Origin of the sequence: Cryptosporangium sp. NPDC051539 (assembly GCF_044454545.1) — a bacterium.
Classification (GTDB): domain Bacteria; phylum Actinomycetota; class Actinomycetes; order Mycobacteriales; family Cryptosporangiaceae; genus Cryptosporangium.
Genome location: NZ_JBITDV010000001.1, coordinates 1155821 through 1176097, shown reverse-complemented (window position 1 = coordinate 1176097; position 20277 = coordinate 1155821). Strand labels below are relative to the sequence as shown.

Below are 20277 nucleotides of genomic sequence, written 5' to 3'. Positions count from 1 at the left end.
CGACCTGGACCGAGCGGGACGCATCGACCTGGCCATGACCCGGGCCGTGGAGTCGCGCGTGGTGAACGGAGGACTCAGGGGTGGTGCGGGTCGAGCGGCTGCACCGGGCGGGCCTGCTGCCAGCCGGGTCCGCCCAGCTCCGGCGTCTGGATCAGACTCTCGCCCTTCGACATCACGGCCCAGTGCGCGTGGTTCAGCTCGTGCAGCGTGAACGCCGCCTGCAGGGCGTTGTAGAAGCCCTGGTTGTCCTGGGTCTGGTTGACCGACTCCTTGATCATCAGCGCCGCCGCCGTGGGCCGCTCGGCGATGCGCCGGGCGAACTCGATCGTGTCCGACTCCAGACGCCCAGCCGGGAAGACCTTGCTGACCATCCCGAGCCGGTGCGCCTCGTCGACGGAGAGCGAGTCACCGGTCAGAAGCAGCTCCTTCGCCTTCCGGGGGCCGAACTCCCACGGGTGCGCGAAGTACTCCACGCCGCACATGCCCAGCCGGGTTCCCACTACGTCGGCGAACACCGCGGTCTCGTCCGCCACGATCAGGTCGCACGCCCACATGAGCATCAGACCGGCGGAGTAGACCGGCCCCTGGACCGACGCGATCGTGATCTTGCGCAGGTCGCGCCAACGCCGGGTGTTGTCGAAGAAGTAGTGCCACTCCTGACGCCACCAGCCTTCGACGCCGCCTTTGGTGCCACCGTTCTCCCGGTAGGTCGGGTGCTGGCCCGGTCCCGGGGCCCGCTCGGCGGCCGAGACGCGGCCCATGTCGTGCCCGGCCGAGAACGCGGCGCCGGCTCCGCGCAGGATCACCACCCGGACGTCGTCGTCGGCCTCCGCCCGGCCGAACGCGTCGTCCAGCTCCACCAGCAGGCCACGGTTCTGCGGATTGCGGTGCTCGGGCCGATTGAGCGTGATGACCGCGATCGTGCCGTCGTCTTCGGTGTCGTAGAGCAACCAGCGGTAACTGTCCATCACTGTGCCTCCGGTACGAGACCCAGCTGGTGGAGATCCGCCAGCCAGGACGTCAGCAGTTCTTGCGTGAGGTGCGGTATCGGACCGGCGGACGCGTCGAACCGGGCGCTACCGGCGGTGACGCCGGCCCGCGCCGGCGTGCGCAGCGAGTCGATGACCGCCAGCGACGAGCGACTGCGCTGGTCCTCGGGCAGATGGCGCAACGCGTCTTCGAACCGGCGCAGCCACTCTCCGTACGGCGCGACGCGTCGCAGTGGGTAGCCCGCCGCGTCGATCCAGTCGGCGATCGTGTCCAGCGAGATGCCGTCGTCCCAGTGGGAGTTCACGACGTGGAACGTCTCCGCGCCCTCCCGGGGGAGGCGGCCGACCTCGACGATCGACGCCGCGACGAAGTCCACCGGCAGGCCGTCGTAGTGGGCCGGGCCCGAGCCGGGCCGGTAGAACGAGGAGGGGGCGATGCCGGTGGCGATGAGGCTGGTCAGCAGCCGCACGAACACGTCCGGAACGTTCACCTGCTTCCGGTGGACGCGGTGCGGCAGGATCATGTCGCCGCGGAAGATGCTCACCGGTAGCGCATAACGGGCGTGGGCGCTCAGGAGCAGCTGCTCGGCGCCCCACTTGCTGGCCGCGTATCCGGCGGTGTACCGCTCGGTGAGCTCTACTTCGGCGCGCAGCGGCGTGTCCTCGTCGGGTCGGCCGTCCAGTAACGCGGTCACGGCCATCGACGAGACAAAATCGAAGTGCTTGCGACGCCCGGCGAGAGCCAGTTCGACGAGACGCGCCGTTCCCGCGACGTTCGGGCCGAACAGATCCCCGTACCCGAGCACGTGATTGACCAGTGCCGCCGGGTGCACGATGCGATCGACGTCGAGGGCGAGCCGTGAGTAGGTCTGCTCGTCCAGACCGAGCCGTGGCGCATCCACGTCGCCGACGAGAACCTCCAGGCGGCCTGCCGCGAGCGAGCGGAACCGTCGCGCCAGCTCCGGATCTCCGTCGAAGGCGGCGTCGAGCCGCGTGCGGGCGGTGCTTGGGTCCACGGCCCGCACCAGGCACACCAGTTTTCCTCCGCGGGCGTCCAGCCGCTCGAGCCATTCCAGGCACAGGTGCCGTCCGAGGAAGCCGGTGGCGCCGGTCAGCAGGACCGTTCGGGTTTCGGTGGACGGGAGCTCGGCGGCGACGGCCGCGCCACTCAGGAACCTGTCGATGTCGAGGTCCGCGGCGCGCAGGGTCGTCGCGCCTTCACCATGGATCGAGGCGAACGTGGGGCCTGCGCCCGAGGTTTGTTCGACCAGCTGGGCCCAGCGCGCCGGACTGCCGGCCGGACTCAGGATCGCGCTCACCGGCACGTCGACGCCGAAGATGCCCCCGAGCAGCTGGGAGAAGCCCACCGCAGCGAGGGAGTCGCCACCGAGATCGGTGAAGTTCAGCGGCTCTTCCGGATCGACGTGCTCGAGGCCGAGTGATGCCTCCAGCGCCTTGCCTATCCGCTCCAACGGGGTCATCGCCGACGACGGGTCGCCCAGGGCCCGCAGGTCCGCGTCCTGCGCTCGCGCGATCTCCTCGTAGAGCCGTTCCAGCCGGGCCCCGTAACGTTCGTCGAATCGGGGGCGCATGCGCTTGTGCACGCTGGACAGCAGTCCGTTCGCATGGCTGAACGGCTCCGGCTCGATCAGGAAGTCGCGGGGCACCTCGAACGAGCGCAGGTTCGCCTCGGCCGCGACGTTCGTCAGCTCGCCGCGGATCAGTGCGCGTAGCTGTGCCCCGGTCGGATCCGCACCGAGGCGCTCGGCCACCGCGCCGGGCTCCGGCACGACGACGGCCAGCAGGAACGCCCGCGCCGAGTTGCCGTAGAGATGGATCTGGGAGATGACGTCGCTGAGTGTCTCGAATGTGGCCCCGAGTGCGCCGAGCGTGACGAACTCGCCCTGCGCCAACTTGAGGACATCGTTGCGCCGGTCGAGATAGGTCAGCTGGTCCGGGCCGCGCTGCTCCATGATGTCGCCGGTCCGCACGAAGCCGTCCGCGTCGAACAGGCGGGCCGTGGCTTCGGGGTTCTTGAAGTAGCCGGGCGTGCGGATGCGTGCCTTCACGCACAGCTCACCGCGGGGGTAGGGCTCGTCGCTGGTGTGATAGCCCAGCTCAGGAACATCAACCAGCTTGTAGTCGATCACCGCGTCCCAGTTGATGCGGTCGCGGATCAAGACGGCCGGACCGGCCTCCGTGGTGCTGTACGCATCGGCGAAGGTGACGGGGAACGTCTCGCGGATGAAATCGCGGATCTCCGGCGTCGTCGGCGCGGAGCCGGACAGGATGAACGCGATTCGGTCACCGAGCAGGGTTTCGCGCATCTCCTCGCGGACGTCGGCGTCGGGTCGTCGAGCGGTCTCGGTGAGGTAGTGCTGATGGATCATTTCGAAGACGCGCGGGAACATCGCCACTTCGGTCGGGCGTACCAGGCGGAAGTCCTCGAACAACGTCGACATGTCCGGTCGTGCCGTGAAGTAGGCGGTGCCACCCCGGGCGAGGGTGGTGTACAGGGCGCCTCGTCCCATCAGGTGGTTGAGCGGGGCGAAGATCAGCCGGACGACGGGCAGCGGCACCGGCACCGACGCGGTGAACTGCGTCCGTGCGTACCGGTCGTCCATGATGACGCCCTTGGGCGTGCCCGTCGATCCGGACGAATGGATGAGCAGCGCCATCCGGTCGTCGCCCTCCGGTGAGGGCGACAGCGGTGCCCAGGGATGCCGCCGAGCGACCAGGCCGTCGAGCCGGACGAGCGTGGCCCGCGATCCGCTGCGCGCCAGCTCCTCCTCGGCCGCGGCGAACAGCTTGCGGTCGTCGTCGACACGCTCCTCGTAACCCAGGACGAGGAGACTGCGCACCGAGGGCTGGCCGCCGGCGAGCTGGGCGGCGAGCGGTAGGGCGTCGATGCCGGCGGCGACCACGGCGGGTGCGGTGTCGGTCATGATCTTCGTGAGATCGACCCCCGCGAGCGTGGGCTGCAGCGGTACCCCGACGGCCTGTGCGTAGACCGTGGCCAGGTCGACGACGGTGAAGTCGACGCCGCCGAACCCCAGCACGCAGACGAACTCACCCGGGCCCAGGCGATGGTCGGGATCGTGCTGCCACGCACCGGCCAGGCTGCGCACCCGGGTTCCGAGCTCCGCGTAGGTCAGCGTGTCGAACTCGGGTAGGTAGCGACGGGCCCCGTGCACGACCTCGTAGCTGCGCTCGCCCAGCGCGGGCCGCTCCGCGTAACCGTCGAGCAACGTGGTCACGATGCGTTCGAGGGACTGATCCGGGGCGTTGAGGTCGGCGAGCACCGCCGCGTCGGGCGCGAGGGCCTGCAGCTGCCGGTCGTCGCGGGCGAGCTCCTGCACGCGGCGCGCGTAGAACGGGCTCAATTCGGGCTCCCGAGGTCGAGTACGAACCGGTAGCGGACGTCGCTGTGAAGCATGCGGTCGAAGGCCTCGCCGATCCGGTCGGGCCGGATCAGTTCGACGTCGGTCGAGATGCCGTGTTCGGCGCAGAAGCCGAGCATTTCCTGGGTCTCGCGGATGCCGCCGATCGCGGAGCCCGTGAGGCTCCGCCGGCCACCGATGAGTCGAAGCGCGGTGATGCCGAACGGCTCGGCCGGAATGCCCAGCAGACAGAGCGTGCCGTCGCGGCGAAGCGTCGAGAGATAGGCATTGACGTCGTGCGGGGCCGAAACCGTGTCCAGCAGGAAGTCGAGGCTCCCGGCCGCCGCGCGCATCTGCTCCCGGGACGTCGACACGACGACCCGGTCCGCGCCGAGTTCGATCGCGGCCGCGGCCTTGCCGGCGGACGTGGTGAGAACGACCACCTCGGCGCCGAAGGCTTTGGCGAATTTCACCCCCAGGTGGCCGAGCCCACCCAACCCGGCCACGCCGACGACGTGTCCCGGTCCGACGCCCCAGTGGCGCAGCGGCGAGTAGGTGGTGATGCCCGCGCACAGCAGTGGTGCAGCACCCGCCGGGTCCAGTGCGCTGGGAACACGCAGTGCGTACCGCTCGTCGACGACGAGGACATCGGCGTATCCGCCCTGGGTCGGCTCACCGGTGATCCGGTCGCGACCGCCGTAGGTCGGGGTCGCTCGCTGGTGGCAGGCGTGCTCGTCACCCGCGTCGCAGGCCGGGCAGGCACGACAGGAGTCGACCAGGCAGCCGACGCCGGCCCGGTCGCCGCCGCGGAACCGTCTGACGTCCGCGCCGACGGCCGTGACCTCGCCGATGATCTCGTGGCCCGGGACGAGCGGGAACGCGCTGGGCATCCACCCGCTCACCGCGCGCTCGTCGGAGTGGCAGATCCCGCAGTGGGTGATGCGGAGGACGACGTCGCCGGGGCCGGGATCGCGGCGGGTGAACGCGAACGGCACGAGCGCTCCGCCGGGCTCGTGCGCGGCGTAGCCGTGCGCGCGGATCATGTGCGGAGCACCAGCCCCTGCGCGTTGAAGAAGAAGCCCCCCGGCGTGAGGAACGCGGTGCGAGCGCCGGGTACCTGGCGCTCGCCCGCCTGCCCGCGCAGCTGCACCACGGCCTCGCGGATGTGTCCGGAGCCCTGCGTGCCGCCCTCCGACAGCGCGCCACCGTGCGGGTTCACGGGGATGCGCCCGTCGATGAGGATGCGGTTGCCGTCCTTGTCCCAGTTGCTCTCGACGAAGGCTCCGCCTTCGCCGGGGCCGCACCAGCCGAGGTTCTCGATCCACGAGAGCGTGATGAAGCTGAACCCGTCGTAGGGGAAGTACACGTCGATGTCAGGGATCCAGAGGTCGCTCTTTTCCCGGAGCTCGCGGACGACGACCTGCTGCCCGTGGTGGTGCAGACCGGGAATCTGGTCCTCGTCGTTCTTCGCGGTGGTGCCGGCGGTCGCGGCGTGGATGAGCACCGGGGTGTCGGTCAGGTCGCGGGCCCGTTCGACGGTCGTGAGCACGAACGCGTCGGCGCCGTCGACGGGGAGGTCCATGTCGAGGATGCACAGCGGGTCGCGGACCATGCGAGCGGTGAGGTAGTCGTCCATCGTCAGCGGCTCGCGCATCGCGGCCAGGGGATTGCGGCCGGCATTGGTCCGGTCGTTGATCGCCACGTAGCCGAGGTGTTCCCGCCGGGCCCCGTACTCGTGCAGGTAGCGGCTGGCCCAGGCGGTGTATCCCACCGAACCGGCGACCGACTCCGGGTCGGAGCGCCAGGGATGCGGGGCGGGCGCCCCGCCCCAGCCGAGGTTGCGCCGGAGCGGGTCGGACGCGGCGGCGCGGGACACCGCCGGGTTGCGGAACATCGCGTGGTAGGCGAGGACGACGTCGGCCGATCCGGAGAACAGGGCGTTCATCGCGTCGACGATCGAGAAGACGAACGGCGGCGGCTGACTGGTGTAGTGCGTGACCTCGGGCAGGCCGAGCATCGAGACGACCCGGTGTGCGCTGGGAAGCCCGCCGACGACGCCGTCGATGTCGTGCTTGCTCACTCCGGCGTCGCGGATCGCGTCGATGCAGGCCTGCGCGACGAGGGAGTCGCGCGAACGCTGCCCGTCGCGGGTGAAGCCGGTGGAGGCCACCCCGACGATCGCGATCTGGTCTTTGATCGGGTTGCGGGCCATCAGCGGACCACCTCGAACGCGGGGAAGGGTTCGCCGGCGCGTTCGATCCAGACGAGTCTGACCCGGTTGCCGATCGCGGTCCTACCCCGGCGCGCGCCCACCAGCGTGCTCGTGTAGCGCAGGCCCGGCTGATCGTCCAGCTCGATGGTCGCGACCGGATGCGGGTAGGTCACACCGTCGACCGGCGGGCCCTGCCGTAGCCAGACCAGCAGGTGGATCGTGCCCTGCCCACTGACCTCGGTCGGCTCGACCCGGCTCGACCAGCACTCGGGGCAGACCGGCTTGGGTGGGTGGTGCCACGTGGAGCACTCCGCGCAGCGGTTGAGGAGCAGATGGCGCTCCAGCCATCCGCGGTAGTAACCGACGGTGTCCGCGTCGAGCACGACATCCGGCAGTCGATAAGCCACTTCGGCGTCGCTGGTCACGGTGTCCCCTCGTCGTCGGTATTCCGGCCGACGCTAGCGTTCCGGCTTAATGCACGCAATGATCTACCTGAATATCGGCGAGAGGCGAAGGAGAGTCGCATGGGTGCACTGGACGGCCGGGTCGCGATCATCACGGGCGCCGGACGCGGAGTCGGGCGCGAGCACGCCTTACTGTTCGCCGCCGAGGGCGCCAAGGTGGTCGTCAACGACCTCGGTGGCGCGAGCGACGGCTCCGGCAGCGACGCCTCACCGGCCGAGCAGGTCGTCGACGAGATCCGCGCGGCGGGTGGTGAGGCGGTCGCGAACGGCGACGACGTGTCGGACGCGGAGGGGGCCGACCACCTCGTCCGGAGCGCGCTGGACACGTTCGGCGACCTGCACGTGCTGGTCAACAACGCCGGAATCCTGCGCGACAGGACGCTGGTGCACATGTCCGACGAGGAGTGGGACGCCGTGATCCGCGTGCACCTGCGCGGGCACTTCATGCCGACCCGGGCGGCCGGACGGTACTGGCGTCAGAAGGCGAAGTCGGGGGAAGCGGTGGACGCCTCGATCATCAGCACCGCGTCGTCGTCGGGCCTGTTCGGCAACGTGGGACAGAGCAACTACGGTGCGGCCAAGAGCGGCATCGCGACGTTCACGATGATCATCCAGGAGGAGCTGGGCCGGTACGGCGTGCGGGCCAACGCGATCGCCCCGGCGGCCCGTACCCGGCTGACCGAGTTCGCGATGGGCAGCGTGGAGGACGGCGTGTTCGACGCCGACGACCCGGGAAACATCGCCCCGTTCGTGGCCTACCTCGCAATGAAGGACTGCCCGATCGCGGGGCGGGTGTTCTTCGTCCACGGAGGATCCGTGCACCTGTTCCAGCCGTGGGCGATCGTCGACTCGATCGACAAGAAGTCCCGCTGGACGGTGGGCGAGCTGGAGAAGGAAGCGGCTCACTTCGCGACTTTTCCGTTCGACCTGCGCCGCCCGTACTGACCGCACGCCGAGGGCCCGGCCGCACTCCGCGGCCGGGCCCTCGGCGTAGCGTCAGCCGGAGGTCTCGGTCGGCTGAGCCGCACCAGCCGGGGCGGTCGCCGCCGCTGTCTCCGTCGGCGCGGCGGCCGTCTCGGCCGGGCCGGTGGCTGCGGCGGCCGCGGAAGCGACGGTCGGCTCCGGGGGGCGTCGGCGGCGCCAGGACGTCGCCAGCAGCAGCGCGGCTCCGCCGAGCGCACCGATCGCACACGCCGCCAAGACCAGGTTCAGCACGTACTCGTATCCCGGTTGGCCATCAGAGCCGCGAAGATCGTGCCGCCGATGGCGACGCGCAGCACGAGTGCCGCGATGTCAGCCCCATCGGTCATCGGGTGAAGACCGCTTCCTTGCTCGCCAGGTCCTCGATCGTCGACGCGGGGTAACCGAGCTCGGTCATGATCGACCGTGTCTGCTCACCGCACAGGCAGCCCGCGGCGAGCCGGCCCGGGGTCTCGGAGAACCGGACCGGCAGGCCGTGCCGGAGGATCCGGCCGAACAGCGGGTGGTCGACCTCGGTCACCAGGCCCGTTTCCTTGAGCACCGGGTCGGTCGCGGTGAATTCCGACATGGTCTCCGGAAAACACTCCACGCACGCGACGCCCTGCTCGACCATCGCCGCCTCCCACTCGGCCGCCTTCCGGCCGGCGAACAGCGTCTCGAGTTCCGCGACGAGTGCCTCGTCGTTCGCTGCCCTGGACTCGGGTGTCGCGAACCGGTCGTCCGTGACGAGATCGGGACGCCCGGCCGCGGCGGCGAACCTCTCCCACTCCGACTGCCTCGGCGCGGCCAGGAACACCCAGCCCCCGCCGGCGGCCTGGTACAGCCGGTACGACGCCTGGATGCCGTTGAGGCCGGGGTCGGCCGCGGGCAGCGGCGGCTTGCCCTCGTACCGGATCGCATCGTCGGCGTAGGCCCACAGGTTGCTGCCGAGCATCGACGTGGTCAGGTACTGACCCTTCCCTGTCCGGCGCTTGTGGTAGAGCGCCAGCGTCAGAGCCGAGAGACACGCCAGAGCGGCGTTCGAGTCGCCGTCCACCATCGCGCGCAGGCGCGGCATGATGACCACCTGCGCCTCGTTGACACTCATCCCGGTGGTGAGTTCGGGGTCCATCCAGAAGCCCGCCTGGCGGTTGATGGCCCCGGCCACGGACATGGCGCACTGCGCGAAAACCGGCCGGGTCGACGACGGACCGTCGACGCCGTAGCCGGTCGCGTGCAGATAGACCAGTTCCGGGTTGAGCGCCGAGAGTGTGTCGTAGTCCAGTCCGTTGCGCTCGGCGATTCCCGACCGGAACCCGTTGACGAATGCGTCCGCACGGCTGACGAGGTCGTGAATGACCTTCCGTCCCTCCGGCGTGCGTAGGTTGACCGAAATGCTCTCCTTGCCCTCCATCACCCGTGCGGCGCCCGTCTCGGGCGCGCCGAACGCCGAGCGCATCGGGTCGCCGCGCTGGTCCTCGATCTTGATGACGCGGGCTCCGAGCGCGGCGAGGGTCTGGGTGGCGAACGGCATCGCGAAGAAGTAGCCGAACTCGACGACGGTGAAGCCGGCCAGCGGATACTCCGGGCTGCCACCGCTCGGCGTGACCGGTGACGGGCCGTTCAGCGGCCCGTTGTGTTCACCCAGCGCGGGTGCGGACCGGGTGACCGCGACGGGGGTGACGTCGAAGTGAGCGATCGGCCCCACTTGCTCGACCGGCCCGACGGTGGGGTCCTGAAGCGTCAGCACCTCGCGGTTGTGCCGGACCTGGGGGTGGTCCAAGCCTTCTTCGCTGGTGCGGGTCAGCTCGTAGGCGACGTCGAGCTCGTTCCGCAGGAGCTCGTCCCACTCGGCGTACGTCTTGGTGCGGAACACCTGCCAGATCGCGTCCTCGTAGGCCTCGGCGTCCTCGGCCGATCCGAACAGCGGGGCCTTCGCGAACCGCTCCTCGTCGAGAATCTTCTCGATGCCCAGCGCGCGACACACCGCACGCGTCTGGTGCGGGAGCATCGCGGTGAAGTACACGAACCGGCCGTCCTTGGTGCACGGCATGTAGGAGAACCGGCTCGCGACCACGGAGGGGGCGGAGCGCGTCGGCTCGTCACCGTCCGCCCGTGGGGTGGACGGTAACGTCACCTTGCCGTTGTCCCAGAGCCAGGTCATCGTGCCGTAGTAGTCCGAGGGCGAGATGCCGTTGTAGAGCGGCACCTCCAGCGACTGCCCGTGCCCGGTCTGCTCGCGGACGAGGAGCGCCGCGAGGATTCCCGACGCCGCGAGGTGACCGGCGCCATTGCTGGCGAACGACGAGTTGCAGTAAATGGGGCCGGGACGGTAGCCGTAGAAGCCGCCGTACCCGAGGGTGAAGATGCCGGCCTTGGCTTGCACGACCTGCTCGTAGGCCTTGATCTTGGCGTACGGTCCCTCCGAGCCGAACCCGTTGATCGCGCAGTGGACCAGCAGCGGGTTGAGCTGCCGGAGCTCGTCGTAGCCGATGCCGAAGCGTTCGGCGGTGCCGGGCGCGAACCCCGAGATCACGACGTCGGCGGCTGCTGTCAGGGCGCGGGCCTGCTCCTGGCCCTCCGCGGTGCGCAGATCGGCGACCAGGCTCTCCTTGCCCCGGTTGTAGAAGAGGTGACCGGACGGAGCCGCGGTGCGCATGCGGTCGCCCTCGGGCGGCTCGACCTTGATCACGCGCGCGCCGCTGTCGGCGAGGATCACGCCGGCCAGTGCGGCAGGCGTGCTGCCGGCACCGAACTCGAGGACCGTGAGCCCGTCGAGGATCGATTGCGTCATGTCGCTCCCTGTCCAGTGTTAGCCAAGTCACAGAATGGAACCATGGCATTGAGATAGAAGCAATAAACAATTTAACTAATTAGAACGAGGGAGTGAAGCATGTCAGTGGCTCGTTTTCCGGTCGAAGCCGGGCACATCCGGATGTTCGCCCAGGCGATCGGGGATACCAACCCGGCGTACTACGAGGAAACAGCGGGGGAGACGGCGCTGGGCACCGTCACCGCGCCGCCGACGTTCGTCATGGCCGGTGCGCAGTTCGACCCCGACTACCCGTTGCGCCCGCAGCCCGGGCGGCCGTGGATGGGATCCGGCCGGGAGCCCACCGGTACGCCGAGCGCCGGTGCGGAGGGTGAGGGGACGGGCCTGCACGCCGAGCAGCACTTCACCTACCACCGTCCGCTCCGTCCCGGCGACGTGCTGAGCGCGGAGAGCCGCGAGGGTGAGAGCTGGACGAAGGAGGGCAGGCGGGGCGGATCCCTCCGCTTCTCCGAGACGATCGTGGACTACCGCAACCAGGACGGAGACCTGGTCGTCACCGCGCGGATGGTCGGCGTGGTCACCGGGCGCGCCCCGGGCGAGGCCGTTGCCTGATGCCACTCCGTAGCCAAGACATCGAGGTCGGAGCATCGCGCGAGGTGGTGGTCGTCGACGACCTCACCCGGACGCAGGTGGTGATGTACGCGGGTGCTTCCGGCGACTACAACCCGCTGCACAGTGACGAGGTGTTCGCCACGAAGGCGGCCGGGTTCCCTGGTGTGTTCGCGCACGGAATGCTCACGATGGCGTTGACCGGCAAGGCATTGACCGACTGGGTGGGTGACGAACGTCTGAAGACGTTCGGCGTTCGGTTCAAGGGTCAGGTGTGGCCCGGTGACACGCTGACCACCACGGTCACCGTGACCGGACTGACGGAGGTCGCGGGGGACCCGATCGTCGACCTCGAGGTGGTCACGCGTAGTCACCGCGGTGACGTGGTTTTGAGCGGTACCGCGACGGCGCGCCTCGACCCCTGACGGTCGGGGACCAACCGCTAGAGGTTCGCACCTCTTGTGCGATTTGATCGGGGTTGAGGAGTCCGGAGTCTCCCACCGGGGCCCGCGTGTAGCATAATCAGGTCACTGTTCATAGGGGTCCGCTCGCGCGGGCGTGGAGGAAACGTCGTGGCCGAGGCCGTGCAGTCCGGTGTCTCTGATCTGCTGAGTCCGATGCGGCTGCCGAAGGCCGCGGAGTTGATCGCCGGTCGACTGCGCCGCCAGATCGTGCGCGGTGACCTCAAGGAAGGCGACGCGCTGCCCTCCGAGGCCGAACTGCTGACCCTGTTCAACGTGTCGCGGCCGACGCTGCGTGAGGCCTACCGCATCCTGGAGTCCGAGTCGCTCATCACGGTGCGTCGCGGCCCGCGTGGTGGTGCGCGTGTGCTGATGCCCAAGCTCGACGTCGCGGCGCGCTACGCCGGGCTCATCCTGGAACACCGCGGCACGACCCTCGACGACGTCTACGAGGCGCGCATGCTCCTCGAGCCGCCGGTGGCCGGGCTGCTCGCGCAGCGGCGCACCGACGACGACGTCGCCCGCCTGCGCGCGATGCTGGACGAGCACGACGCACTCGCCGACGACCCGCGCGCGGCCATCCGCTCCCACACCGCATTCCACGCCCTGCTCATCGAGCTCGCCGGTAACCAGACCCTCGGTGTGCTCACCGGCATGGTCCAGCACATCATCGAACTGGCGAACTGGGAGTGGGTCGAGGAGCACCTCGGCGCCCCGCGCGACGACCTCGGCTTGAGCCTCGGGTTGAAGGCGCATCACCGCGTCGTCGACCTGATCGAATCGGGAATGCCGTCGGGCGCCGAGGAGCTGTGGCGCAAGCACCTCACCGAATCCCGCGAGTTCATGATGCCGCGCGACGGCGAGACCGTGCTCGACCTCATGAGCAGCGGCATGGAAATGCCGGCGCGCGGCCAGCGCCACCCCTGATTCAGGGGTGGCGCCCGCCGGTCACACGCCCAGCCGTCGCAGCATGCGTTCGTAGTAGACCGCAGGTCCACCCAGCAGCAGCTGTGACGATTTGGCGCGCCGGTAGTACAGGTGGGCCGGGTGCTCCCAGGTGAAGCCGATGCCGCCGTGCACCTGGATGTTCTCGGCCGCCACGAACATGAAGGCTTCTGAACACACAGCGTGGGCCACTGCGGTGGCCGCCGCCGCGTCCCCACTGTCCACTGCGTCCGCGGCCTCCGTCGCGGCCGCCTGGGCCAGCTCGACCCGGGAGAGCATCTCGGCGCACTTGTGCTTGACGGCCTGGAACGATCCGATGGCCCGGCCGAACTGACGCCGTTCCCGCGCGTAGACCGCGCTGGCCTCCAGGCACGCCCGCGCTCCGCCCACCTGTTCGGCGGCCAGTGCCGCCTCGGTCAGGCGCAGAACCCGCTCGACGACCGGTCCGGCGCCGCCATCGGTGCCCACCAGCACGGCGGGAGTACCGGCGAACGTCAACCGGGCGATCTTGCGGGTGGGGTCCAGTGCGCGCAGTGGCGCGCGGGTCAGCCCCTCGGCGTCGCCGGTGACTGCGAAGAGGCTGGGTCCGGCCCCCGTGCGGGCGACCACCAGCACCAACTCCGCGGTGGCTCCGTCGACGACCAGCGACTTCTCGCCGGTCAGCGTCCAGTGGTCGCCCTCGCGGTCAGCCCGGGTACCGATCTCGTCGAGATCCCACGACCCGGCACCCTCGGCGACGGCAAACGTGGCGGTGGTGTCGCCCGCGGCGAGCGCGGGCAGGTGCAGCGACTGCGCGGTGGCGTCCCCCGACGCCACGAGCGCGGACGCTCCCATCACCACGGAGGACAGGAACGCGCTGGGCAGCAGCGCCCGGCCCATCTCCTCCATCACGACGCGCAGTTCGGCGAAGCCGTACCCGTCGCCGCCGTAGTCGCCGGGCAGCACCAGCGACTGCAGCCCGAGCTGTTCGGCCATCTGCCTCCAGATGGCTCGGTCGTACGCCGCGTCGCCGTCGACGACGCGTCGAGCGTCGGATTTGGTCGCCAGGAAGTCGCGCAGGCTCTCGCGGAGAGCCTCGAGTTCGTCGCTCATGCCGCACCACCGGCCCGCTTGAGCTCGCGGAACGGGGTGTTCGGGTCGACGCCCGGCTCCTTGGGCAGCCCGAGGACCCGCTCGGCGAGAATGTTCATCATGATCTCCTCCGTGCCGCCGAGGATGCGCAGCGCGGGTACCGAGAGCAGCAGCTCGGTCCACGCGAACGTGCCCCACTCGCCGGTGTCGGCCACCAGCTTGGGGCCGGCGATCTCCGCGGCGAGGTGGGCTCCTCGAGTCAGGTTGCGGGCGTACATGAGCTTCGACACCGACGCTTCCGGCCCGGGGTGCTCACCGGACTCCAGGCGCCGCCGGGCCTGGCGGTTCAGGTACCCGGTAGCGGCGTAGGTGGCGTAGAACTCGGCGAGCGCGCGGCGTGCGGCGGGGTCCTGGTCGCGGCCCTGGGACTTCAGGAGTCCGACCAGGTAGGGGAGCGACAGCGCACCGGCCACGGGGGACTGTCCGCCGCCGACGGTCGCGCGCTCGTTCATCAGGGTGGTCAGCGCGACCCGCCAGCCGTTGCCGACGTCGCCGAGCCGATGGTCGTCGGAAACCACGACGTCGGTGAGGAACACCTCGTTGAACTCCGCGCCGCCACTCATCTGGCGCAGCGGCCGTACCTCTACGCCGGGGGCGCGCAGGTCGAGGAGGAACGCCGTGATGCCCCGGTGCTTGGGCTGGTCGGGATCGGTCCGGCAGAGCGCCATGCCGATGTCCGCGTGCTGGGCGACCGACGTCCACACCTTCTGGCCGTCGAGCCGCCACGAGTCGCCGTCGCGCACCGCGCGCGTCTCGACACCCGCCAGGTCGGAGCCGGCCCCCGGCTCACTGAACAGCTGACAGGCGATGACCTCGCCCCGGTACATCGCGGCGAGGTAGCGGTCGCGGATCGCCGGCGTGCCGTGCGTCAGGATCGTCGGGCCGATCATGCCCAGCCCGATCACCGACAGCACACCGGTGTCGGGGACGTCGTACTCGGCCTCGACGGTGTCGTAGGCGAGTTGGTGAAGGGTGGTCAGCCCGGCACCGCCGTACTCCGCGGGCCCGGTGATCCAGCCGAAGCCCGCCTCCCAGCGGCGCCGCTGCCACGCCCGCCCCGCCTGGACCTTCTCCGCGGCGACGTCGGGTACGTCGTCGCTGAAGTACGTCACGCGGTCGGAGCCGCTGCCCCATGCGCGCGCCGAGTCGTGCCGTCGCTCCGCGGCTCCATCCAGGAACGCGCGGGCCGAGGCCACGAAATCGTCCATCATCATCGGACCTCTGCTTCAGCTCGAAGTGCTTCGGCGTACTTGGCCCTTGCCGCCTCGATGCGCGGCGGTAGCCACTGCGTGGGGTAATCGCCCTCGGCCGGCTGGGCGCCGCGCAGGATCAGCCGGGACGCGGACGCCAGGTGCACTTCGGTGGGGCCGTCCCAGATGCCGTAGCCGGGGGCTTGCGACCAGAGGTGACCGAACGGCATCTCGTCGGACAGCCCCAGCGCTCCGTGCAGGTGCATCGCGCGCTTCACCACGTCGGCGACGACTTGCGCGGACAGCACCTTGGCCACCGCGATGTCACGCCGGATCTCGGTGCCATACCCATCGCCTTGATCGATGCGCCAGGCGGTGCGCAGCACGAACAGCCGGAACTGCTCGATCTGCGCGTAGCTCTCGGCGATCGCCTGCTGGACGAGCTGCTGGTCGGCGAGCGCCCGGCCGCGCGTCGTGCGGCTCAGTACGCGTTCGCACGCCATGTCGAAGGCGTACTGCGCCTGGCCCACCGCGCGCATCGCGTGGTGGATGCGGCCTCCGGAGAGTCGCGTCTGCGCGATCTCGAAGCCCTGACCGGGTGCACCGAGCAGACCTTCCGCCGCGACGCGGACGTTGTCGTAACGGAGAAGCGCGTGATCCATGGCGTCGTCGGGTTCGTTCATGTACCGAGTGCGCCGGACGGTCCGGATGCCGGGTGTCTCCCGTGGCACGAGGAACATCGACATCCGGCGGTGCGGTGCGGCCTCCGGTTCGGTCACCGCCATGACGACGAGCAGCGCGGCTTCCTCGGAGTTCGACGTGAAGAACTTCTCGCCTTCGATGACCCAGCCGTCGCCGTCCGGCCGAGCCGCGCACCGGAAGCCGGTGGGATCCGCGCCGCCCTGGGGTTCGGTCATCGAGAACGCGGAGAAGATCTCGCCGTTCAGTAGCGGTACCAGGTAGCGCTGCTTCTGGCCGGGGGTGCCGTAGTGGGCGAGGATCTCCGCGTTGCCGGTGTCGGGTCCCTGCACGCCGAAGATCGTCGGACCCCACTGGTACGGCGCGAGAATCTCGTTCATCAGGCTGAGCTTGACCTGGCCGAATCCCTGCCCGCCGAGCTCGGGTCCGAGGTGGCAGGCCCAGAGCCCACGCGTGCGCACCTCGTCCTTGAGCGGGTCGATGACCGCACGCAGCCAGGGCGGCGGCACCTTGTGGTGGTGGTGCGGCCAGAGCAGTTCGAGCGGCGCCACCTCCGCGGTGACGAAGTCGCGCATCCACGCCAGCTGCTTCTCGAACTCGGGCTCGGTGCTGAACTCCCACATGGTCGTTTCCTCGCGGTCAGGACGTCTGGCGGTACAAGCCGCCGTCGACGCGGATCAGGGTGCCGGTCACGAACGCGGAGTCGGCGCCGGCCAACCACAGGGCCGGGCCCGCGAAGTCGTCGGCCCGGCCCATGCGAGCCAGTGGCATCGAGCCGACCGCGGTCGCCCGTGTCTCGTCGCTCCAGCCGGACGCGATGTCGGTCTCGACCGGGCCCGGGAGCAGCGCATTCACGCGGACCGTCGGTGCGTAGGCTGCCGCCAGGCCGACCGTGAGCGCGTTGAGCCCGGCCTTGGCGCAGGCGTAGACCAGTTCGTCGACGCCCGGGCGTAGCGAGCCGATCGTGCTGACGTTGACGATCGCCCCGCCGTCGCTCATCTGCTCGGCGAGCAGGATCGAGAGCCGGAACGGCCCCTTGAGGTTGACGCCGCTGACCTTGTCGTAATACGCCTCGTCGACCTCGCGCAGGCTCGGGTACGACGGGGACATCCCGGCGTTGTTGACGAGTACGTCGCACCGGCCGAACTCCTTGTCCACGGTCTCGGCGAGCCGGTCGCAGTCGTCCCACCGCGCCGCGTGGAAGGCAACCGGCAGCGCCCGGACGTCGTACTCGGCGCGCAGCCGGTCCGCCGCCACCGAACAGGCGTCGAATTTGCGGCTCGCGATCACCACGTCAGCGCCCTCGCGGGCGAACGCATCAGCGATGGACCAGCCGATGCCCCGGCTCCCGCCGGTGACGACGGCGACTCTTCCGTCGAAGGCACCCACCTCAGACCCGCCTCCCACGGGCGAAGTCCGCAGCGGCGGTCGTGAGCCGGGGGACCAGATGCGCCATCGAGTTGTCCGCCTCGGGTACCCCGGCGGCCGCTTCGCGGGCGTAGGTGCCTTCCAGGATCACCGCCAGTTTGAACAGCGCGAGGCACTGGTAATACGGCAGCGCGGTCAGGTCGCGGCCGGAGCGCTGGGCATACCGCGCGGCCAGTTCCGCACGCGTCGGATAGTGCGCGGTGCCACCGGCCTGTTCGCCGAGCACCGGCTCCTCACCTGGGTTCGTCCACCGGGCGAGCAGATGACCGATGTCCAGGAGCGGGTCGCCGATCGTGCCGGTGTCCCAGTCGACGACGGCGGCCAGCCGAGCCGGCGGCCGGGGCGCGACCATCACGTTGAACGGGCTGTAGTCCCCGTGCATGAGGCCGATCGGATGATCGGCGGGGCGGTTCTCCTCCAGCCAGCCGGCGACGAAGTCGAGCTCGGGAAGTTCTCGAGTGCGGTAGCGGTCGAGCTGAGCCAGCCAGCGGGGCACCTGGCGCTGGAGGAATCCCTCGGGCCTGCCCAGGTCCTGCAGTCCACGGACGCGCCAGTCGACGTCCGCGAGGTCGACCAGCGCGTCGACGTAGGCATACGCCAGGTCACGGCGGAGGCCGGGATCGGAGTCGAACGGTTCCGGTAACGCGAATCCCGGCGTGAAGCCGTCGACCTTGTCCATGATCAGGAACGGCGCCCCGAGTACGGAGCTGTCCTCGCAGAGCAGGCGGGGCGTCGGATGGGGGACCGGGGTGCCCTCCAGCGCGGTGAGAATCCGCCACTCGCGGAGCATGTTGCCGGCGCTCCGGTCGTTCAGGACCGATGGCGGGCGACGCAGGACGTAGACCGCGGACCCCCGGTGGACCTCGAACAGCGCGTTGCCGATACCGGTGCCGGCGCCGAGGCGCTCGGCGGTCAGCGGCTCGGGTGGACCGTCGAGGTGTTCGTCGAGCCAGTCCGTCAAGACACGGACGTCCACGAGCGGTGCGGCTGCTGTCTCGGCCATGACCAACGTCTAGCAGCGCTTCGCTTATTAGGTCAAGGATTTACCTCTTTAGTAAGCAAGAAGGCGTCGTGGACGAGACCGCCGAGCGTCGGAGACCGGTAGTCCCAGTGCCGCAGTGCACTCGTCAGGCACGTCACGGCCAGCGCCGCCAAGCCCGTCTCGGTCAGGCCGGGGTGCTCCAGGCCGCGCTCGGCCGCCAGCTGGAACGCCACGTCGTGTTGCCACCGCAGCGGCATCCGCAGGCTCCGGGCTTCGAGGGTCCTGGTCGTCATGACGAGATGGGTCAGCTGCGGCACGCTGCCGTCGGTGAGCGAGTCCGCGAACGTCACCATCGGTTCCTCCAGCGCCGACAGCGTCAGCGAGTGGTCGATGCGGTCGCGCACCAGTGCCACCAGCGCGGCTGCCGCCGTGTGCTCGTCGTGGAAGAGGACGTCCTCCTTGGTGGCGAAGTACCGGAAGAAGGTGGCGGGGGAGACACCGGCGGTCAGCGCGATGGCGTCGGTGGTCGTCGCCTCGTAGCCGCGTTCGGCGAACAGGTCCAGCGCCGCGTCCACGATGTCCTGCCGGGTGCGGAGCCGGTTTCTTTCGCGCAAACCACCCATGTTGCCCCGCAATCAGTTAGAAGAATAACTTCCTTGAGAAGCTGTTCGGTGGCAACATGCTAGCCACTGGCAAGTTGAGAGTCACTCTCACGAACTCCCCTACAGACGAGGACGGCAGAGATGGCGCTGATCGAGAGCTCGGTCGGAGAACTCCCCTACAAACTGCTGGACTTCGACCAGCACTGCGTCGAGGCGGAGGACTGCTTCACGCGCTTCATGCCGAAGGACAAGCTGGACACCTCGGTGCGGCCGATCATGTCGGCCACCGGCAAGAAGATTCTGCTGGCGAACAACCGGATCGTCACCGCGCTCGAGGCGGATCTGGACCAGGCCTACGTGCCCGGCTCGCTCGCCGAGATGCTGCGGCAACGGGCCTCGGGCGACGCGACCGATGCCGAGCGGTTCTACGAGCCCATCCAGACCGAGTACCTGGACCGCGAGGCGCGTCTGAAGCAGCTCACGGAGCAGCAGATCGAGCGGTCGATCATGTATCCGGGTGGGTGGGGCCTGTTTGCCTGGGCCTACCTGGACGGCGAGCCGCTCTACGACAACCTCGAGTCGTTCAACCGGTGGATCGACGAGGACTGGGGCTTCAACACCCAGGACCGGATCTACGCGCCGGCGCTGTTGTCCCTGGACAACCTGGATCGGGCGGTCGCCGAGCTGGACCGAGTGCTGGCCGCCGGCGCGAAGTTCATCATGCTGCCGCCCGGCCCGGTCGCCGGGCGCTCACCGGGTGACCCGTACTTCGACCCGTTCTGGTCCCGGGTCAACGAGGCCGGCGTGATCGTCGCGTACCACATCACCGAGTACCACTACCAGGAGCACGTCGCACCGCACTGGGGCTGGGGCCTGGTGCCTCCGTTTCAGTTCTCCGCCTGGCAGTGGCAGAACACTTACGGTGAGCGACCCATCACTGACACGTTGTCCGCGCTGATCTTCGACAACTTGTTCGGCCGCTTCCCCGATATCAAGGTGCTGGTCAGCGAGTACGGCGCGGAGTGGATCCCGCACTTCATCAAGCACATGGACAAGAGCCGCGGCATGGCGCGTAACGGCCGGTGGCTCGGAGGTCAGCTCAAGGAGCGGCCCAGCGCCATCTTCAAACGGCACATCAGCGTCGTGCCCTACCCGGAAGACGACACCGCGGGTCTGGTGAACCGGCTCGGTTCGGTGGACTGCCTGGTCATGGGCTCGGACTGGCCGCACGCCGAAGGCCTGCGCGAGCCCGCGGAGTTCTACACCCGGGCGGAGCCGCTGGGCGACGACGTCCGCCGCCGGTTCCTGCGCGAGAACGGTCTGCAGCTGCTCGGAGCCAACTGAACAGACTGACTTACCGAGGGCGGCGCGGACCTCCGCGCCGCCCTTGGCCTGACCCCGACCGTTGACTAGTAAGAATATCTACCTATACCTTGACGCGACCTGGGTCAC

18 protein-coding genes are annotated in these 20277 nt (G+C 69.5%); 5 read left to right on the top strand and 13 right to left on the bottom strand.

The window, feature by feature from the left end; all coding sequences use genetic code 11:
* Positions 1-74: 74 nt before the first annotated feature.
* From ACIBZJ_RS05600 to ACIBZJ_RS05580, 5 genes are read right to left on the bottom strand one after another with little or no spacing between them, the layout of a single operon-like run.
* Positions 75-968, bottom strand: coding sequence for an enoyl-CoA hydratase (locus tag ACIBZJ_RS05600; protein WP_395925825.1), 894 nt, complete (start codon positions 966-968; stop codon positions 75-77).
* Complete coding sequence (locus ACIBZJ_RS05595; protein ID WP_395925823.1) at positions 968-4372, bottom strand: thioester reductase domain-containing protein; 3405 nt, start codon at positions 4370-4372, stop codon at positions 968-970. Before ACIBZJ_RS05595 ends, ACIBZJ_RS05600 begins: the two co-directional genes overlap by 1 nt.
* The gene (locus tag ACIBZJ_RS05590; protein ID WP_395925821.1) at positions 4369-5412 is read right to left on the bottom strand and encodes an NAD(P)-dependent alcohol dehydrogenase; all 1044 of its coding nucleotides are present in this window, start codon (positions 5410-5412) and stop codon (positions 4369-4371) included. Before ACIBZJ_RS05590 ends, ACIBZJ_RS05595 begins: the two co-directional genes overlap by 4 nt.
* A complete protein-coding gene (locus ACIBZJ_RS05585; protein ID WP_395925819.1) occupies positions 5409-6581 on the bottom strand; it encodes a thiolase family protein in 1173 nt (390 codons plus the stop codon). Before ACIBZJ_RS05585 ends, ACIBZJ_RS05590 begins: the two co-directional genes overlap by 4 nt.
* Entirely contained in the window at positions 6581-7006 is a 426-nt protein-coding gene (locus tag ACIBZJ_RS05580) for a Zn-ribbon domain-containing OB-fold protein (protein ID WP_395925817.1), read from the bottom strand. The genes ACIBZJ_RS05585 and ACIBZJ_RS05580 overlap by 1 nt, the downstream gene beginning before the upstream one ends.
* A 99-nt stretch (positions 7007-7105) precedes the next feature.
* On the opposite strand from ACIBZJ_RS05580, the gene ACIBZJ_RS05575 reads away from it, so the two are divergent.
* Positions 7106-7990 (top strand): SDR family oxidoreductase, encoded by an 885-nt coding sequence (locus ACIBZJ_RS05575; RefSeq protein WP_395925815.1) that lies wholly within the window; start codon positions 7106-7108, stop codon positions 7988-7990.
* A gap of 51 nt (positions 7991-8041) precedes the next feature.
* Here ACIBZJ_RS05575 and ACIBZJ_RS05570 read toward each other — a convergent pair whose 3' ends face one another.
* The gene (locus ACIBZJ_RS05570; RefSeq protein WP_395925813.1) at positions 8042-8260 is read right to left on the bottom strand and encodes a hypothetical protein; all 219 of its coding nucleotides are present in this window, start codon (positions 8258-8260) and stop codon (positions 8042-8044) included.
* Between the two features lie 91 nt (positions 8261-8351).
* On the bottom strand, positions 8352-10799 hold the full coding sequence (locus tag ACIBZJ_RS05565) for a CaiB/BaiF CoA transferase family protein (protein ID WP_395925811.1): 2448 nt from the start codon (positions 10797-10799) through the stop codon (positions 8352-8354).
* Positions 10800-10898: 99 nt separating this feature from the next.
* Here ACIBZJ_RS05565 and ACIBZJ_RS05560 point away from each other — a divergent pair, with 99 nt between their 5' ends.
* From ACIBZJ_RS05560 to ACIBZJ_RS05550, 3 genes are all read left to right on the top strand, one after another.
* The gene (locus ACIBZJ_RS05560) at positions 10899-11390 is read left to right on the top strand and encodes a MaoC family dehydratase N-terminal domain-containing protein (RefSeq protein WP_395925809.1); all 492 of its coding nucleotides are present in this window, start codon (positions 10899-10901) and stop codon (positions 11388-11390) included.
* Positions 11390-11812 carry a MaoC/PaaZ C-terminal domain-containing protein gene (locus tag ACIBZJ_RS05555; protein WP_395925807.1) on the top strand — a complete coding sequence of 141 codons (423 nt, stop codon included), beginning with the start codon at positions 11390-11392 and terminating at the stop codon, positions 11810-11812. The genes ACIBZJ_RS05560 and ACIBZJ_RS05555 overlap by 1 nt, the downstream gene beginning before the upstream one ends.
* A 147-nt stretch (positions 11813-11959) precedes the next feature.
* Positions 11960-12775 carry a FadR/GntR family transcriptional regulator gene (locus ACIBZJ_RS05550; RefSeq protein ID WP_395925805.1) on the top strand — a complete coding sequence of 272 codons (816 nt, stop codon included), beginning with the start codon at positions 11960-11962 and terminating at the stop codon, positions 12773-12775.
* 21 nt (positions 12776-12796) lie between these two features.
* Here the strand turns inward: ACIBZJ_RS05550 and ACIBZJ_RS05545 are convergent, their stop codons facing one another.
* Genes ACIBZJ_RS05545 through ACIBZJ_RS05520 form a run of 6 tightly spaced genes read right to left on the bottom strand, consistent with a single transcriptional unit; the run spans position 12797 to position 18846 of the window.
* Entirely contained in the window at positions 12797-13885 is a 1089-nt protein-coding gene (locus tag ACIBZJ_RS05545) for an acyl-CoA dehydrogenase family protein (protein ID WP_395925803.1), read from the bottom strand.
* Positions 13882-15138 (bottom strand): acyl-CoA dehydrogenase family protein, encoded by a 1257-nt coding sequence (locus ACIBZJ_RS05540; RefSeq protein WP_395925801.1) that lies wholly within the window; start codon positions 15136-15138, stop codon positions 13882-13884. Before ACIBZJ_RS05540 ends, ACIBZJ_RS05545 begins: the two co-directional genes overlap by 4 nt.
* Entirely contained in the window at positions 15135-16436 is a 1302-nt protein-coding gene (locus tag ACIBZJ_RS05535; protein ID WP_395925799.1) for an acyl-CoA dehydrogenase family protein, read from the bottom strand. The genes ACIBZJ_RS05540 and ACIBZJ_RS05535 overlap by 4 nt, the downstream gene beginning before the upstream one ends.
* A gap of 16 nt (positions 16437-16452) precedes the next feature.
* Entirely contained in the window at positions 16453-17202 is a 750-nt protein-coding gene (locus ACIBZJ_RS05530) for an SDR family NAD(P)-dependent oxidoreductase (protein WP_395925797.1), read from the bottom strand.
* 1 nt (position 17203) lies between these two features.
* Entirely contained in the window at positions 17204-18244 is a 1041-nt protein-coding gene (locus ACIBZJ_RS05525; protein WP_395925795.1) for a phosphotransferase family protein, read from the bottom strand.
* A 32-nt stretch (positions 18245-18276) separates the two neighbouring features.
* Positions 18277-18846, bottom strand: a complete 570-nt coding sequence (locus ACIBZJ_RS05520; RefSeq protein ID WP_395925793.1) for a TetR family transcriptional regulator — start codon at positions 18844-18846, stop codon at positions 18277-18279.
* Positions 18847-18966: 120 nt separating this feature from the next.
* Between ACIBZJ_RS05520 and ACIBZJ_RS05515 the strand changes: the two genes are divergently transcribed.
* On the top strand, positions 18967-20169 hold the full coding sequence (locus ACIBZJ_RS05515; protein ID WP_395925791.1) for an amidohydrolase family protein: 1203 nt from the start codon (positions 18967-18969) through the stop codon (positions 20167-20169).
* Positions 20170-20277: the final 108 nt, after the last annotated feature.

Coding starts and splice junctions, on each gene's coding strand:
- ACIBZJ_RS05560 (WP_395925809.1), top strand. CDS start 10,899: ATGTCAGTGGCTCGTTTTCCGGTCGAAGCCGGGCACATCCGGATGTTC.
- ACIBZJ_RS05575 (WP_395925815.1), top strand. CDS start 7,106: ATGGGTGCACTGGACGGCCGGGTCGCGATCATCACGGGCGCCGGACGC.
- ACIBZJ_RS05585 (WP_395925819.1), bottom strand. CDS start 6,581: ATGGCCCGCAACCCGATCAAAGACCAGATCGCGATCGTCGGGGTGGCC.
- ACIBZJ_RS05590 (WP_395925821.1), bottom strand. CDS start 5,412: ATGATCCGCGCGCACGGCTACGCCGCGCACGAGCCCGGCGGAGCGCTC.
- ACIBZJ_RS05535 (WP_395925799.1), bottom strand. CDS start 16,436: ATGTGGGAGTTCAGCACCGAGCCCGAGTTCGAGAAGCAGCTGGCGTGG.
- ACIBZJ_RS05600 (WP_395925825.1), bottom strand. CDS start 968: ATGGACAGTTACCGCTGGTTGCTCTACGACACCGAAGACGACGGCACG.
- ACIBZJ_RS05515 (WP_395925791.1), top strand. CDS start 18,967: ATGGCGCTGATCGAGAGCTCGGTCGGAGAACTCCCCTACAAACTGCTG.
- ACIBZJ_RS05565 (WP_395925811.1), bottom strand. CDS start 10,799: ATGACGCAATCGATCCTCGACGGGCTCACGGTCCTCGAGTTCGGTGCC.
- ACIBZJ_RS05520 (WP_395925793.1), bottom strand. CDS start 18,846: ATGGGTGGTTTGCGCGAAAGAAACCGGCTCCGCACCCGGCAGGACATC.
- ACIBZJ_RS05525 (WP_395925795.1), bottom strand. CDS start 18,244: ATGGCCGAGACAGCAGCCGCACCGCTCGTGGACGTCCGTGTCTTGACG.
- ACIBZJ_RS05545 (WP_395925803.1), bottom strand. CDS start 13,885: ATGAGCGACGAACTCGAGGCTCTCCGCGAGAGCCTGCGCGACTTCCTG.
- ACIBZJ_RS05540 (WP_395925801.1), bottom strand. CDS start 15,138: ATGATGATGGACGATTTCGTGGCCTCGGCCCGCGCGTTCCTGGATGGA.
- ACIBZJ_RS05555 (WP_395925807.1), top strand. CDS start 11,390: ATGCCACTCCGTAGCCAAGACATCGAGGTCGGAGCATCGCGCGAGGTG.